This window comes from Chthoniobacter flavus Ellin428 (assembly GCF_000173075.1).
GTDB lineage: Bacteria > Verrucomicrobiota > Verrucomicrobiia > Chthoniobacterales > Chthoniobacteraceae > Chthoniobacter > Chthoniobacter flavus.
This window is the reverse complement of record NZ_ABVL01000021.1, coordinates 26244-42478: the sequence shown is the minus strand read 5'-3', so window position 1 is coordinate 42478 and position 16235 is coordinate 26244. Positions and strand designations below refer to the sequence as shown.

The window sequence follows — 16235 nt, the reverse complement described above, 5'->3', positions numbered from 1 at the left end:
GCGGTGCGATTTGTTTTACGGCATCTATGATGCTATAAAGTAAATGTGATGTTTGGCTGGCTTAAAATAAGAAAAGCTAAGTCGACGTCGCTGGCGGCGACGGAAGTAGGGCATCTTCTGGAGCCACCATCGGACGCCGGAAATGGGGGAATCGCCATCGATTCGGATACCGTCGCCCCCCATCCTCTCCTGGCTCTCCTGCCTCGTGGCACTCTGGATCGGCTCCTGACCGATTCCGCGGTATCCGAATACCCGAAGGGAACCGTGGTCTTCCACCAAGGCGAGGCGTGCGATGCGATTTATCTGATTCTCAGCGGGCGTTGTGAAGTACGCAAATATGAGACCCCGAATCCCACGCCAGAGGGCGCACGCGATGAAAGGGAATTTGTCGTGGAAACAGTGGCTGGCCCCGGGGATTTGCTGGGTGACCGCGCACTGCTGAACCATGTGCCTCACCGGCGGACGGTGGTCGTGGCCACGCGGGCGATCCTGCTGCGGATTCCGGCGGCGGAATTGGAGGGGATTTTCGCCAAGGATCCGAGCGTCGCCGGAAGATTTTCGCGGGGCGTGGTGGAATGGCCGCGGGCGTTGCGCAACGGCAAGGCGCGAGAGGAAGCAGGGGTGCGGCGGGTGGTCTCGATTTTGCCGCTGACTCCCCCGGCTCGATGCGGAAAAGACGGTTGAGCTGCCTCGGCACGGCCCTGCATCACCTCACCAATCAACGGACACTCCTCGTCCGGCTGAGCCGCAACGACGGTGTGGCGGTGCCGTCATTTCCGACTCCCGATGCCAATTTCGGTTCGGAATTCTTCTTCGCCCGCCACGTGCAGAGCCGTGGAGAGGAGGCCGACGAACTCCATCTGCGCATGGAGAGCGAGCCACAGGAAAGGGCGGTCATCGCGGCCCTCATCAGCCATTGCGCGCGGCATTACGATTACGTGCTGCTACACCTGCACCCGGAGCTGCCCTCGGCCATCACCATCCAGGCGCTGATCGAGTCCGATCTCGCCTACGTGTTCCTGCAACCGAGCACGCAAAATCTCTACGACTTCCGCCTCCTCCTGCACGAAGCGTGCGACCGCACTCACGGCACCTGCTGCCACATCAAAGCGATCCTCTGCGCGGAGGAATCCATCGCCGCCCCGGAATTCCATGCGCTCTTGAAAGAGCTGGGGCATCCGCCGCATTCGGTGATGCGCGGGTTTCCGCTGCGCAACGAGGGCTCGTGGGCGGATCACCGCTTCGATCTGCATATCAACCGTCTCGCCCGGGAGATCGCGCGATGCCGAATCGGGCTGGCGCTTTCCTCGGGCGGCGCGAAAGGGCTCGCCCACATCGGCGTCATCCAGGTGCTGGAGGAAAATGGCATCGAAGTCGACTGCATCGCGGGTTCGAGCATGGGCGCGTATGTCGGCAGCATCTGGTCCTACGGATTGGACGGAACCCAGTTGGAGAAAATCGCCCGCGAACTGGAAGGTCGCTGGGGCCTGCTGCGGCTCGTCGATCCCGTCATTCCGCCGCGGCGCGGCTTCATCCGCACCCGCCGCACGGTGGCGCGGCTGCGCAAATCGATCGGCGACGCGCATTTCTCGGACTTGATTCGCCCCCTGCGCGTACTCGCCACGCGGCTCGATACGCTGGAGCGCGTGGTCTTTTCCACGGGCGAGGTGGCCGGGGCGGTCGACGCCAGCATCGCCATCCCGGGCGTGTGCGTGCCGGTCACGCTCGATGGGGAGATCTACATCGATGGCGGCATCGCCGATCCGCTCCCGGTCGATGTGCTCATGGAAATGGGCATCGAACGCATCATCGCCGTGAACGTCATCCCCACTCCCGAAAAGCTGCGCTACTGGCTGGACAGTGGTCGCGAGCTCAACGGTCGCGAAAAGCCGCCCACCGCCTTCGGCCGTTTCCTCCATCAACACTTCGACTACGGCGCGCACGGCAACATTCTCGACACCATGATGTGTGCGATCAACGGCGCCCAAACCCGCGTGGCCGAAGCCTCCGCGCGCGAGGCCGACCTCGTGGTACGCCCGCTGGCCAGCGACGCCCTGTGGCACGACTTCACCCGGCCCAAGAAATACATCGCCCTCGGCCGTGCCGCCGCCGAAGCCCAACTTCCCGAGTTACTCCGACTCGCGAAACCCAACACCTATGAAAAAGCCATCACCCCGTTGGCCGTCACACCCCCGCTCGCTGCATAGCTGGCAACTCGCCCGGTTGCGCAGCTATCTGCGCGACACCGTGCTCCCCTTCTCGGCGCACTACCGGCGAATGTTTGCCAAGGAAAAACTCTCCCCCGATCAACTCCGTTCCGTCGACGACCTGCGACGGATTCCCTTCACCTCGAAGAGCGATTTCCTCCCCGGCAGTGACGGCAGCGATCCGGTACGGGACTTTGTCCTCGTACCGGATCGTGCCGTCCTCTCGCGGCGGCCCTCGACCATCCTGCGGGCGCTGCTTCACGGGAAGGCGAGCGTGGCAGAAGGCTTCGAGCGGGAATTTCGTCCGCTATTGCTGACCAGCACCACGGGGCGCAGCGCGGAGCCGGTGCCCTTCGTCTACACCGCGCAGGATATTGAGAATCTGAAAGTCGGCGGCGCACGCGTCTATGAAGTCTGCGGAGCGAACCGCGAAATGCGCATGATGAATATGTTCCCATTCGCACCACACCTGGCGTTCTGGATTACGCATTATGGCGGCGCGGAATTCGGGACGTTCGTGCTCGGCACGGGCGGAGGCAAGGTCATGGGCACCGAGGGCAACATGCGGCTCATGAAAAAGATCAAACCGGATGTGCTCGTCGGGATGCCCACCTTCCTCTACCATCTCCTGCTGGGCGTGGTGAAGGAAGGGATCGAGCTGCCCAACTTGCAAAAGATCGTGCTCGGCGGCGAGAAGGCGCCCTCCGGCATGCGGCGTAAATTGCGCGCGCTGGCCCAGCAAATGGGCGCGCCGAAGATCGACGTCTTGCGCAGCTACGGTTTCACCGAGGCGAAGATGGCGTGGGCGGAATGTCCGTTCGACGAGAACGCGGGTTCGGCGGGCTATCATATTCACCCGGATATGTCGCTGATCGAGATCGTCGATCCGAAGACCGGCGAACCGCGCGGCGAAGGCGAGCCGGGCGAGATCGTCTTCACGCCGCTGATGGCGCGCGGGTCGGTGGTCCTGCGCTATCGCACGGGCGATTGCACCGATGGCGGGCTCTTCTACGAGCCGTGTCCATTCTGCGGACAACAGATTCCCCGCCTCGTCGGCGAGATCTCGCGCAACTCGGAAATCCGCGAACTGCAGATCAACAAAATCAAGGGCACGCTGGTCGACTTCAACCGGCTCGAGCACGTGCTCGACAACGTGGATCACGTGGGCACCTGGCAGCTCGAGTTGCGCAAGCATCACGACGATCCGCTCGACGTCGACGAACTCGTCCTGCACGTCGCCAAGGCGGATGAATACAGCGATGCGCAGCTCCGTCAGATGTTGGATGAGCGTTTTGCCAGCGAGGTGGAGGTGCACCCGAACCGCATCGAGTTTCACAGCGAGGACGAGATGAAAACGCTGCAGGGCACCGGCACCCAACTGAAGGAGCAACGCATCGTCGACCATCGTCCCGGAGCCAATGGGAACGGCGCGGCCAACAAGGCCGGAAGTGAACGGAAAAGCGAACTTAGCGGACAAACCCAACAATGATTGCGCAGAACCTTTTTTGCTCACGGATCGGACTTCGTGAGTATACTGTGAGGTGTAGTTATGAATGAACGCATGGTCATCGTCGATGGCGTGCGAACGCCCTTCTGCAAGATGGGCACGGATCTCGCCACCTTCCCGGCCGACGACCTCGGCCGCATCGCAGTCAATGCCCTGCTCACCCGCACCGGCCTCGATCCGGCGCTGGTCGATGAAGTGATTTTCGGCTGCGTCTCGCAACCGGCGGAAGCGGCCAACATCGCGCGGGTCATCGCCCTGCGCGCCGGCATTCCGCAATCGGTGCCGGCCGCCACGGTGCATCGCAATTGCGCCTCCGGCTTCGAATCTTTCACCACCGCTTACGAGCGGATGTGCGCCGGCCGCGGCTCGGTCTATATCGTCGGCGGAGCGGAGAGCATGTCGCATGTGCCCATGCTCTTCCAGGAAACAACCGCGCAGAAATTCACCGACCTCGCGCGCTCGAAAACGACCGCCCAAAAAGTCTCCGCCCTCGCGTCGTTTCGCGTGGGAGATTTTGAACCGCGCGCCGGCCTGAAGCTCGGCCTCACCGATCCGGTTTGCGGATTGAACATGGGCGAGACCGCGGAATTGCTGGCCAAGGAAAACGAAATCACCCGCGAGCAACAGGACGCCTTTGCGCTGCATTCCCATGAAAAGGCTATCGCCGGAGAGGCAAAGCTCAGTGAGGAGATGTGCCCGGTCTACGTGAACGGCAAACCGCTGCTCAAGGACAACGGGCCGCGCGCCAATCAATCGATGGCGATTCTCGGCGGTCTGAAACCGGTCTTCGAAAAATACGGCACGGTCACCGCGGGCAATTCCTCGCAAATCACCGATGGCGCCGTCGCGCTGCTGGTCATGACGGAATCGCGCGCCCGTGAACTCGGCTATACGCCGCTCGGCGTGCTCGTCGGTTACGCTTATGCGGGCACGGATCCAGCGCGCATGGGACTCGGTCCCGTCGCCGCCATCGAAAAGCTGGGCAAGTCGAACAGCCTCACCCTCGCGGATGCCGATCTCATCGAGATCAACGAAGCCTTTGCCGCCCAGGTGCTGGCCGTGCTCCAACGGCTGAAACCCGAAGTGCCGCCGGACAAGTTGAACGTCAATGGAGGGGCCATCGCGCTCGGGCATCCGGTCGGCGCGACCGGCGCGCGGCTCGTTCTGACCAGCTTGAAAGAACTCGCCCGCCGCAACGCGAAGCGCGCGCTCGTTTCGCTCTGTGTCGGCGGCGGACAAGGAGGGGCCATCTGGCTGGAAAGGATTTAAGCCATGACGAATATCCAACGCACCAATCTCGAGGAGGGAATCGTTGTGCTGAAGTTCGACCGGCCCGATTCGCCGGCGAACATCTTCGATTTCGCCACGCTCGATGAACTCGAAACGCAGCTCGATGAACTGGCCAAACCGGAAGCGGGCATCCGCGGCCTGATCCTGACCAGCGCGAAGTCCGGCATCTTCATGGCCGGCGCGGACCTGCATTCCATCCGCAAGATGAATCCCGAGGAGATGAAGAAGTTCATCCAACGCGGGCAGGACGTGTTCAACAAGCTCGCCGCGCTGACCTTCCCGACCGTGGCCGCCGTGCACGGTGCGGCGCTCGGTGGCGGCTATGAAGTGTGCCTGGCCTGCGACTGGCGGGTGGCTTCCAATGACAAGGCGACCAAGCTCGGTCTGCCGGAGACGAAGCTCGGCATCATTCCCGCTTGGGGCGGTTGCACGCGATTGCCGCGCTTGATCAGCGTGCCCAAGGCGCTCGACGTCATTCTCGGCGGCAAAGTGCTCTCGGCGAAGCACGCGTTGCGCATGGGCATGGTGGACGACATCGCCTCGCGCGAATATCTGCTGCCCGCCGCCCGGCGTTTTCTCAACCGCGGCAAACATCCCCACGGCTTCGCGCATTCAGTGCCGGTGAACGCGGTGGTAGATGCGGTCATCGCGCCTTCGGCCCGGAACAGTGTCCATCGCAAGACGCATGGTCATTATCCCGCGATCGACAAGGCGCTCGAAGTCGTGCTCAAGGGATCCGCTTCGTGGAATTTGCAGGACTCGCTGACCCGCGAGCGTGAAGCGGTTGGTGAGCTCATTGCCAGCGACACCACCCGCCAGTTGCTCAATCTTTTCTTCCTCCAGGAAAAGGCGCGCAAGTTCACCGTGCCGGGCGCTTCCCGCGATGGAAAGAAAGTCGCGCGCACGGCGGTGATCGGCGCGGGCATCATGGGCTCGGGCATCACGCAATGGCTGAGCTCGCACGGTTTTCCGGTCATTATGCGCGACGTGGATGCCGATCGCGTCGCGGCCGGGATGAGCAAGATCGCCAGCCTGTTTGCCTCGGGCGTCCGCTCGCACACTTTCACCGAGCACGATGCCCGCACCGCCATGGATCGCATTTCTCCGGCACCAGCCGAGGTCCCACTGACCAGCGTGGACATCGTCATCGAAGCCGCGGTGGAAAAGATGGAGATCAAGAAGAAGCTCTTCCAAAATCTCGATACGCTGGTCCGCGAGGACACGATCCTGGCAACGAATACCTCGGCGCTTTCGATCAGCGAACTCGCCGCCGTCACGCGCCATCCGAACCGCGTCGTCGGCCTGCACTTCTTCAACCCCGTCCACAAGATGCAGCTCGTGGAAGTGATCACCGGCCGCGATACCTCGCCCGATGTGGCCCAGCGCGCGGTGCACTTCGCGCAGAAGATCGGCAAGCTGCCCGTAGTGGTGAAGGACAGCCCGGGCTTCCTCGTGAACCGCATTTTGCTGCCCTATATGATCGAGGCGGCGACACTCTTCTGGCAGGGCGCGGAAGTCGAGGACATCGACGCGGCGATGCTTCATTTCGGCATGCCGATGGGACCGCTGCGCCTCACTGATGAAGTCGGCGTGGATATCGCGCTCGACGTCGCGCAGACGCTGGCCGCGGCTTTTCCCACGCGCATGACCGTGCCGGAGATCCTCTCCGTGATGATCAAAGACGGCCTGCTCGGCCGCAAGACCGGCAAAGGTTTTTACAAGCATCGCAAGGGCGCCGACGCCACGGTGAACCCCGAGGTCACGAAGCTGCGCCCGGCGGCTGGCTCGACTCCGCCCAACCGGGACGAACTCGAAATGCGCCTCGTATTGCTCATGGTCAACGAAGCGGCACGCTGCCTGGAGGAAGGCCTCGTCTCCGGCCCGGGCGACATCGATCTCGCGATGGTCATGGGCACCGGTTTCGCGCCTTTCCGCGGTGGTCCGCTGCGTTACGCCGACACCCTCACTTCGGCACAAGTCGCCGACGACTTATCCCGCCTGGCCGCCAACGCCGGTCCGCACTACACGCCCTGCGCCTTGATCCAGGACATGGCGAAAACCGAAAAGCGTTTTTACGACGATTAGCCCACCCAAATTATGAAGACTGAACCCGCACCCGCCAGCGAACCGACATCCGTCATCGACACTTCGAAAATGTCTCCCGAGCAGCGCGCGGCGCTGGAACTCACGGAGGCGGCTCGCGCGGAGACGCGCGATGGCTTTGTCAGTGGCCTGTTCATGGGCCGCTTCGATTTCGACACGCTCCATCCCTTCCCGGTGCAACGCACCGAGGACCACGATCAAGGCGACGCCTTCCTGCAACGGCTCAGCGATTTCCTGAGGGCCAAGGTCGACCCGGACGAGATCGATCGCACGGGCGAAATTCCGGATGAAGTCTTCGCTGGGCTCGGCAAGCTCGGCGCCTTCGGCATCAAGATTCCGGTGGAATACGGCGGGCTGGGTCTCTCGCAAACGAACTACTGCCGCGCGGCGATGGTCCTCGGCAGCTATTGCGGCAACCTGACCGCGCTGCTCTCCGCACACCAATCGATCGGCGTGCCGCAACCGCTCATCCTCTTCGGCAATGAAGAGCAAAAGAAACGCTGGCTGCCGCGCGTGGCCGCTGGTGAGGTTTCGGCCTTCGCGCTGACCGAACCGAAGGTTGGCAGCGACCCGGCGAAAATGGAGACCCGCGCGGAGCCGACCGAGGACGGCTCGCACTTCATCATCAACGGCGAGAAGCTGTGGTGCACAAACGGCGTGAAAGCGGGTGTCATCGTGGTCATGGCGCGCACCCCGGACAAGAACGGCCGCAGCCAGATCACCGCCTTCGTCGTGGACATGGACACGCCGGGTGTCGAAGTCGTGCGGCGCTGCCATTTCATGGGCCTGCGCGCGCTCTACAATGGCGTCGTGCGCTTTACCAATGTGAAGGTGCCGAAAGAGAATATCCTGCTCGCCGAGGGCAAGGGTCTGCGCGTCGCGCTGACCACGCTCAACACCGGACGGCTCACGCTGCCGGCGGCGTGCGTGGGGTTGTCGAAGCGTTGCCTGGAGATCGTGCGCACCTGGGCCAATGAACGCGTGCAATGGGGTTCGACCATCGGCAAGCACGCGGCCATCGCGGCCAAGATCGCGCGCATCGCCGCGGAGACCTTTGCCATGGAGTCGATGACGCTCTATGCGGCCAGCCTGGTGGATCGCGACAAGCATGCCGACGTGCGCCTCGAAGCGGCGATGTGCAAGCTGTGGGGCACCGAGCGGAGTTGGGAGCATGTGGATGAAACGATGCAGATCCGTGGCGGACGCGGTTATGAGACCGCGCAATCGCTGGCCGCGCGCGGGGACAATCCCGTGCCGATCGAGCGGTTGTTCCGTGATTCGCGGATTAACAAGATCTTCGAAGGCTCGAGTGAAATCATGCGGCTGTTCATCGCGCGTGAGGCGCTGGATCCGCATTTGAAAATCGGTGCGCCGATGCTCGATACCCGGCTGCCGTGGAAGGCGCGCGCGGGCGCGGCGGGACGTGCGGCGTGGCGCTATGCGCGGTGGTATCCGCAGCAATGGCTCGGGCCGCTGGCCGATACCGGCTTGCTGTTCTCGCATGTGAACTCGCGTATTGCCGGACAGGTTCGGTGGGCGGCGCGGGCTTCGCATCATCTGGCTCGCGAGCTTTTCCACGCCATGGCCATGCACGGCCCGAAACTGGAGCGCGAGCAGGTGCTGCTCGGACGCTTCGTCGATATCGGCACGGAGCTGTTTGCCATCGCGGCGACTTGCAGCCGGGCGGAAGCGCTCGGCACGAAAGAGGCACTGGATCTGGCGGACTTCTTCGCGCGGGGTTCGCGGCTGAAGATCGAGCAACTGTTCCACGATCTCCACAACAACACCGATTCTGTAGGATACCGCGTGGCCCAGAAGGTTCTCGCAGGGGAACACAAATGGGTCGAGGCGGGGATTTTGGTTTAAGGCAACAGCTCTTCCCACCGTTGGATACCAATCACCGGTAACGCGAACGCGAACGCCTTCTCCCACTCCGGCGTATCGGCTACACGAAAGACTTCGTACATCTGCCGATGGCGGTCGGGAGTCGCGATACTCCCTGGCTTATGAGTCCATAGGCCAAGGTTCAGGCCCTCCTGAGAGTGATCGACGTGGCGGTGCAGGATAAAGGCATCGATGCCGTCGAGATGGGCGATCTTCCACCACGCCGCGCAGTAAGCGGCGGCTTGATCGCGCTCGCCCTCGGGCACGTCGCGGCAGTGGAATCCCTGCTCGGAAAGAATGACATGCCGTGGGTGCCCCTGCCAAAGCAGCTCGGTATGCGCAGCGAGATAGCGGGGCAGCACCTCGATGTTTTTGAAGGTGATGCGCGGCGTGTCCTCGCCGGGCTGGGCGGTTTTGTCGTTCCAGAAACGCGGATCGCCGAGATCCTCGGGATAGGGATGATAGGCGATGTTCCAGTCGAAATCGCCCCGTTCACGGGCTAAGCGGGCAAAGTCCTCGAGCAATTCACGACCGGGGCAGGAGCGATCGGGCGTGGCCGGTGAGTAACGGATCGTCCAATGGTGCTCGAGCGAGAGGAAGATGCGCGCGTTGTCCGAGGCGGTGCGCACGGCATCATGCACGAGACGGACGGCGCGTTCGTAGTCGGAGGCCACTTCCCCGGCGGTGGCGTGGCCCATGTTGTTCCACCACCAGTGCGAATTCACCTCGTTGCTCACGATGTAATTCCAGACCCGCCCGTGCGGCGCCGCGGGGTCGCTGTAGCGCTGGGCGAGGAAAGCGACCTCCGCGCGCAGGTAGCGGATGCCATCGGGCGTGACCACATTGAAGGCGCTCATGTGGTTCGTCCTGGCCTCGCGATCGTAGCGCGGGTGCAGGTAGATGCGATTCAGCGCCTCGTCGCTACCCTCGTAGTTGAGCAGGATCAGACTCACGACCACGCCACGGTCGGAGAGCGGCTTCACCTCGGCATCGAGCTGCGCGACCGGGCCGGGGAGGAAGAAGTAGTCGTGTCCCTCGAAGGGGAACTGGATGCTGTCGGGCTTGCCAGCGAGATCGACAAACCGCTGCAGGCTGCAATTCAGGGCAGCGTGCTTGACGCCGAGAGCGATGGCGTCGTCGACCATCTGAACCTGCAGGCCTTTCTTGGAAGCGGGGGTGGGATACGGCTCGGGATTCGGAGCAGCGACGGCGGCGGCGATCGTCAGCCACGCCGCGACCCCGAATACGATGAAATGCAGAAACCCGAGCCGATGCCTCCTTAAACGCAGAGGACGCGGAGAACGCAGAGGGCCGCAGAGGGAAGGCCATTCCTCTTTTATCCTCTTTATTTTCCCTGCGCCACTATCCGGACGAATCGCGCATGGGCCGCGAAGAATTTTTAAACCGCGAATGGACGCTAATAGACGCGAATAGAAGACCGCATGCTCCTCTTTTATTCGCGTCTATTAGCTTCCATTCGCGGTTCCCTTTTTCTTTCGGGTATTTCGTGGACGCCCTTTTTTCTCCTCTGCGGCCCTCCTCGTTCTCTGCGTCCTCTGCGTGAAATTGAGCCCCTCTGCGTCTCTGCGTCTCTGCGTTTAAATTCTTCATGCGCGATTGGCGAGGTTTGCCCGCGCATCACGCGGGTCGGGTTGACGGAGAGGGAGGGTGATCTCTGGTAAAGCGACGGGGTTTGCCCCACAGTCCCATAGGCGTCTCGCAAGCTCGGCTTTCGACTCCGTGCCCCGCCACCTCACCACCGGGGCACTCCGCTCAGAATGACACGCGAATGGAAATGGAATTACTTCGGAGGCCTCAGGGCGTCGTATTGTTCGTCTGCCCGACGTAGATCGCCTCGTCCGGCCAATCCTTGCGGATGTAGCCGGCGGTCATGTTCAGCGGCTGGATGTAGTTGCGCATCGTGCGCACCGGGGAAAGCACGCGGATGGTGTTCACCGATTCGATGGAGTCCTGGCCATGATTGCGCAGGAGGCTGGGGATGAGCTGTTCCTGGACGGTCTGCACGATGTCCTTCTCGTCCGCACCATCGATAAACAGGAGCATGGCCAGGTTGCCATCGATCTCCGCAATGTGGCTTTCGAAGATGATTTCCGTGAAAATCGACCGCACAAAGGGCTCCTTTTGGATGTCTTCGAGGAGCTGCTTGTAGGTCACCCCAATGCGGAATTTGATGATATAGAGATGACGCGCGGCGAATTGGCCGGTCCCCCGGGTGGAGAGGTCCAAGTGGGTAAAATAGGACAAAATTCCCGCCTGTTCGAGCCGCTGCCGCTTGCGCCCGACGGTGCGCACATTGACTCCTGTTGCCTCCCCTATGCCGTTGTCCGATTCGCGGGGGTCGCGAATGAGATGGCGGACAATGAGCCGCTCCTGTTCATCAAGTTCTTTCATACCAGTGCGTTGAGAGGGGGTGAAGGACGGGAAAAGGGCGAAAGTTAGACACGGCCACCGGCAATTGGCGACAAAATTTTGCCTAATTGACGCAGATTTTGTCTTGAATTGTACATCTTCGCTCCTACTTTGGACGTCCGGGTTAAACCTTGGGAATACTCTTATGCTGAATCAAGTCACACTGGACCAAACGTCCCGCCGGCAGTCGCTGTACTCGGCGGATTTCGAACATGATTCCTGCGGCGTGGGCTTCATCGCCCAGGTCAGCGGCAAGCGTTCCAATCAGGTCTTGAAACACGCGCTCGAATCGCTGTGCAACCTCGCCCACCGCGGCGCGGTCGATGCCGACGCGAAGACCGGTGACGGCGCCGGTGTCTCCACCCAGCTCCCGTACAAGGTTTTCGCACCCGAGGTGCAGAAGCTCGGCCACCGTCTCTTCCAGGAGTCCGACCTCGGCGTCGGCATGATCTTCCTGCCGCACGACAACGCCTACGCCCAGGCGCGGGCCAAGGCGATCACCGAGGAAGTCCTCGAGAAGCGCGGCCTCTTCCTCTTCGGCTGGCGCGAAGTGCCGATCAATATCCATATGCTCGGCGACAAGGCCGCGTCGACCCTGCCGCGCATCGAGCAGGTGCTGGTCGGCCGTCCGCACGGCCTCGCTGACGACGATTACGAGCGCAGTCTCTTCCTCGCGCGCAACGAAATCGAGAAGCGCGCGGAGCAGGATGGCATCAAGCATTTCTACATCGCGTCCTTCTCGCACCGGCTCATCATCTACAAGGGCCTGCTCGTCTCGCCCTCGCTGGAGAAGTTCTACAAGGACCTCCAGGATGAGCGTTACGAGACGGCGCTGGCCATCTACCACCAGCGTTACTCGACGAATACCTTCCCCACGTGGCCGCTCGGGCATCCTTTCCGCATGCTCGCGCACAATGGCGAAATCAATACCCGCCGCGGTAATGTGAACTGGATGCACGCCCGTGAAGCCGAGCTGGAAGCCGACTTCTGGGGCGCGGACATCGAGCTGCTCAAGCCGATCATCCAGCCCGGCGGCAGCGACTCCGCGGAACTCGACAACGCCCTCGAGGCGATCGTCATGTCCGGCCGCTCGATCCTGCACGCCATGACCATGCTCGTGCCGCCTGCCTGGCGCAGCGAGAAGAGCCTCTCGGAACCGCTTCAGTCCTTCTACGAGTATCACCGCTGCTTCAATGAGCCGTGGGATGGCCCAGCCGCACTCTGCTTCACCGATGGCATCACCATCGGCGCCTGCCTCGACCGCAACGGCCTGCGCCCCTCGCGCTACAAGCTCACCGACGACGGCATTTTCAGCATCGGCTCGGAAGTGGGCACGATCGAATTTGACGACGCGCACATCGTGGAGAAGGGCCGTCTCGCTCCCGGCGAAATGATCGCCATCGACACCGCCGCCGGCAAGCTGATGCGCGACGCGGAGATCAAGGCCGCGCTCGCCGCCCACAAGCCCTACGGCGTGTGGTTGAAAGACAACCTCATCCGTCTCAACGAACTCGCCAAGGATCCGGTGAAGGAGCCGAGCGAGCCGCTCGATATCCTGACGCTCGCGCAACGGCAGATCACCTTCGGCTATACCGCCGAGGAGCTCGACATCATCCTCAAGCCGATGATCCGCGACGGCGCCGAGGCTGTGGGCTCGATGGGCGACGACACGCCGCTCGCCGTGCTCTCGCTGCAGCCGCGCCTGCTCTATACCTATTTCAAACAGCTCTTCGCGCAGGTCACGAATCCGCCGATCGACCCGATCCGCGAAAAGCTCGTGATGTCGCTGAACGTGAATTTTGGCTGGCGCCGCAATCTCCTCGCCGAGACGCCTGAGCACGCGCGCCTCGTGCAGGCCGAGTCGCCGATTCTCCTCGAGAACGAACTCGCTGCGTTGCGCGACCTTACCGAGAAGCATCATCCAGCGAAGACGATCAACGCCACCTGGCCGCAGAGCGAAGGTGAAGAGGGCCTGGAGAAGGCCGTCAAGCGCATCTGCGCCGAGGCGGAAGCCGCGGTGCTGGAAGGCGCGCGCATTCTCGTCCTGAGCGACCGTGCGGTCGACCACGCGAATGTGCCGGTGCCTATGCTCCTCGCCACCGGCGCGGTGCATCACAGCCTGATTCGCTCGGGCAAGCGCATGAAGGCCTCGATCGTTTGCGAAACGGGCGAAGCCCGCGACGTGCATCAGATCGCCTGTCTCATCGGCTACGGCGCCAGCGCCGTGTGCCCGTATCTCGCCTTTGATTCCGCGCGCGAACTCATCGACCAGGTGAAGGTCGCCGCCCAGCAAGGCGTGACCAAGGCCGGCACCGACGAGGCCAAGCTGACCAAGGCGCAAGCCGCGCTGAAGGACGCCGAGTCGCTGACCTATGCGAAGGCGCTGGGCAATCTCCGCACCTCGCTGGAGAACGGCCTGCTCAAGATCATGTCCAAGATGGGCATCAGCGTGTTGTCGAGTTACTGCGGCGCGCAGATCTTCGAAGCCATCGGCATCGGCTCGAAGGTCATCGACGAATGTTTCTGGAAGACGCCCTCGCAGGTCGGCGGCATCAGTTATGCCGAGATCGCCCGCGAGTCGCTCACCCGCCACGAGAAGGGTTACGCGCCGGTGCCAGCCGAGTCGAACAAGCTCGACGATCCCGGCTTCTACCGCTTCCGCCGCAATGGCGAAAACCACGCGGTCACTCCGCCGGTCATCCAGTCGTTCCATTCGTTCGTCAAGACGGGCAACGCCGAGGAATACAAGAAGTATGTCGCGGCGGTGAAGGCTCAGCAGCCGATCTCGTTCAAGGACATGTTCGAGCTCGTGCCGAAGAATGCGGCGATCCCGCTCGACGAGGTGGAATCCATCGAGGACATCCGCGCGCGGTTCACTACCGCCGGCATGTCGCTCGGCGCGCTCAGCCCAGAGGCTCACGAGACCCTGGCCATCGCCATGAACCGTATCGGCGGCAAGTCGAACAGCGGTGAAGGCGGCGAAGATCCGGAACGCTTCAAGCGCCGGGCCAACGGCGACCTCGCGAATTCGGCGATCAAGCAGATTGCGTCCGGGCGCTTCGGCGTGACCGCGGCGTATCTGGCCAGCGCGAAGGAAATCGAAATCAAGATGGCGCAGGGCGCGAAGCCCGGCGAAGGCGGCCAGCTACCTGGCCACAAGGTGAGTGCGCTCATCGCCCGCCTGCGGCACACGGTGCCCGGCGTGATGCTCATTTCGCCGCCGCCGCACCATGATATTTACAGCATCGAAGACCTGGCGCAGCTCATTCACGACCTGAAGGAAGTGAACCCGCGCGCCAAGGTGTGCGTGAAGCTGGTCAGCGAAGCCGGCGTCGGCACCGTCGCCGCGGGTGTCGCCAAGGCTCATGCGGATATTGTGCTGGTCAGCGGCCACGACGGTGGCACGGGCGCTTCGCCGCTCTCGTCGATCAAGCACGCCGGCACGCCTTGGGAACTCGGTGTGGCCGAGACCCAGCAGACGCTCGTCTCGAACAACCTGCGCTCGCGTATCGTGCTCCGCACGGACGGCGGTATGCGCACGGGCATCGACATCATCACTGCCGCGATCCTCGGCGCGGAAGAGTTCAACTTCGGCACCGCGGCGCTCATCGCCACGGGTTGCGTGTATGTCCGCCAGTGTCATCTCAACACCTGCCCTGTCGGCGTAGCCACGCAGGATGAAAAGCTGCGCGCCAAGTACAAGGGCACGCCGGAGATGGTGGTGACCTTCTTCAACGCGGTTGCCGAGGAAGTGCGCGGGATTCTCGCCAGCCTCGGGGTGCGCAAGCTCACCGACATCATCGGCCGCCCCGAACTGCTCAAGCAGCGCCACGTGCCGAATCATCCGAAGGCCAACACGCTCGACCTTTCGCGGCTCCTCACCAATGTCGCCGACAACGAAGATGCGCCGCGCTATTGCACGCGCAGCCGCAACGACGGCGTGCACGAGCGTCCGCTCGACGACATCATCCTCCAGGATGCGAAGGACGCGATCACCGAGCAGCAGCCCATTTCGCTGAGCTACAAGGTGCGCAACCTCAACCGCAGCGTCGGCACGAAGGTGTCGGGCGAAATCGGTTATCAGTACGGCGAAGAGGGCCTGCCGGAAGGCACGCTCGAGCTCAAGCTCGAGGGCAGTGCCGGGCAGAGCTTCGGCGCGTTCCTCTCGCCGGGTATCCGCATGATCCTCGAAGGCGAAGCGAATGACTACGTCGGCAAGGGCATGGGTGGCGGCGAGATCATCGTCAAGCCCACGCCGGATCACAAATTCGCCGCGGCGGACAATTCCATCGTCGGTAACACCTGTCTCTACGGCGCTACTGGCGGCACGCTGCTGGCCAATGGCCGCGCGGGTGAGCGCTTCGGCGTGCGCAACTCCGGCGCGACGGCGGTCATCGAAGGCCTGGGCGACCACGGCTGCGAATACATGACCGGCGGCACCGTGGTGGTCCTCGGCCGCACCGGCAAAAACTTCGGTGCGGGCATGACCGGCGGACTGGCCTTCATCCTCGATCTCGAGGACCGCTTCTCCGACCTCTACAACCCCGGCATGGTGACGATCGATCGCCTGAGCGACGACGACAAGACCATCGTGCAGAAGCTGATCTACAAGCATCTCGAAGCCACCGAAAGCGCGCGCGCCAAGGAAATCCTCGGCGATTGGCAGAAGTTCACCGGCCGTTTCTGGAAGGTGCTGCCGAAGTCGATGGCCAAGCCCGCGGAAGCGAAACCCGCCGGCGTCACGCCGGCCGGTACGCCTGTCGCGAGCAAGCCGTAGACCGATCGAGGTCAGGTCGAAGCAAGTCCAGAGATCG

Annotated in this window: 9 protein-coding genes; 7 read left to right on the top strand and 2 right to left on the bottom strand. The window is 62.7% G+C overall.

Translation table 11 applies throughout. The features are described from left to right. Nucleotides 1–48 precede the first annotated feature (48 nt). The 6 genes from CFE428DRAFT_RS25010 to CFE428DRAFT_RS24985 are packed head-to-tail and all read left to right on the top strand — an operon-like array spanning nucleotide 49 to nucleotide 8973. A complete protein-coding gene (locus tag CFE428DRAFT_RS25010) occupies nucleotides 49–684 on the top strand; it encodes a cyclic nucleotide-binding domain-containing protein (protein WP_006982469.1) in 636 nt (211 codons plus the stop codon). Then, nucleotides 666–2207 carry a patatin-like phospholipase family protein gene (locus CFE428DRAFT_RS34450; protein ID WP_006982468.1) on the top strand — a complete coding sequence of 514 codons (1542 nt, stop codon included), beginning with the start codon at nucleotides 666–668 and terminating at the stop codon, nucleotides 2205–2207. Before CFE428DRAFT_RS25010 ends, CFE428DRAFT_RS34450 begins: the two co-directional genes overlap by 19 nt. Further along, nucleotides 2158–3696 carry a phenylacetate--CoA ligase family protein gene (locus tag CFE428DRAFT_RS25000; RefSeq protein ID WP_006982467.1) on the top strand — a complete coding sequence of 513 codons (1539 nt, stop codon included), beginning with the start codon at nucleotides 2158–2160 and terminating at the stop codon, nucleotides 3694–3696. Before CFE428DRAFT_RS34450 ends, CFE428DRAFT_RS25000 begins: the two co-directional genes overlap by 50 nt. Before the next feature lie 60 nt (nucleotides 3697–3756). Then, nucleotides 3757–4983: a thiolase family protein gene (locus tag CFE428DRAFT_RS24995; RefSeq protein WP_006982466.1), complete on the top strand. Its 1227-nt coding sequence runs from the start codon at nucleotides 3757–3759 to the stop codon at nucleotides 4981–4983. A gap of 3 nt (nucleotides 4984–4986) precedes the next feature. Further along, nucleotides 4987–7089, top strand: a complete 2103-nt coding sequence (locus CFE428DRAFT_RS24990; protein ID WP_006982465.1) for a 3-hydroxyacyl-CoA dehydrogenase NAD-binding domain-containing protein — start codon at nucleotides 4987–4989, stop codon at nucleotides 7087–7089. A 12-nt stretch (nucleotides 7090–7101) separates the two neighbouring features. Further along, nucleotides 7102–8973 carry an acyl-CoA dehydrogenase family protein gene (locus CFE428DRAFT_RS24985; protein WP_006982464.1) on the top strand — a complete coding sequence of 624 codons (1872 nt, stop codon included), beginning with the start codon at nucleotides 7102–7104 and terminating at the stop codon, nucleotides 8971–8973. Here the strand turns inward: CFE428DRAFT_RS24985 and CFE428DRAFT_RS24980 are convergent. Both CFE428DRAFT_RS24980 and CFE428DRAFT_RS24975 read right to left on the bottom strand, forming a co-directional pair. Beyond that, nucleotides 8970–10211 (bottom strand): DUF5722 domain-containing protein, encoded by a 1242-nt coding sequence (locus tag CFE428DRAFT_RS24980; protein WP_272941141.1) that lies wholly within the window; start codon nucleotides 10209–10211, stop codon nucleotides 8970–8972. The genes CFE428DRAFT_RS24985 and CFE428DRAFT_RS24980 overlap by 4 nt on opposite strands. Nucleotides 10212–10806: 595 nt before the next feature. After that, entirely contained in the window at nucleotides 10807–11403 is a 597-nt protein-coding gene (locus CFE428DRAFT_RS24975; protein ID WP_006982462.1) for an Lrp/AsnC family transcriptional regulator, read from the bottom strand. A 163-nt stretch (nucleotides 11404–11566) separates the two neighbouring features. On the opposite strand from CFE428DRAFT_RS24975, the gene gltB reads away from it, so the two are divergent. Continuing rightward, nucleotides 11567–16198 (top strand): glutamate synthase large subunit, encoded by a 4632-nt coding sequence (gltB, locus tag CFE428DRAFT_RS24970; protein ID WP_006982461.1) that lies wholly within the window; start codon nucleotides 11567–11569, stop codon nucleotides 16196–16198. Nucleotides 16199–16235 lie beyond the last annotated feature (37 nt).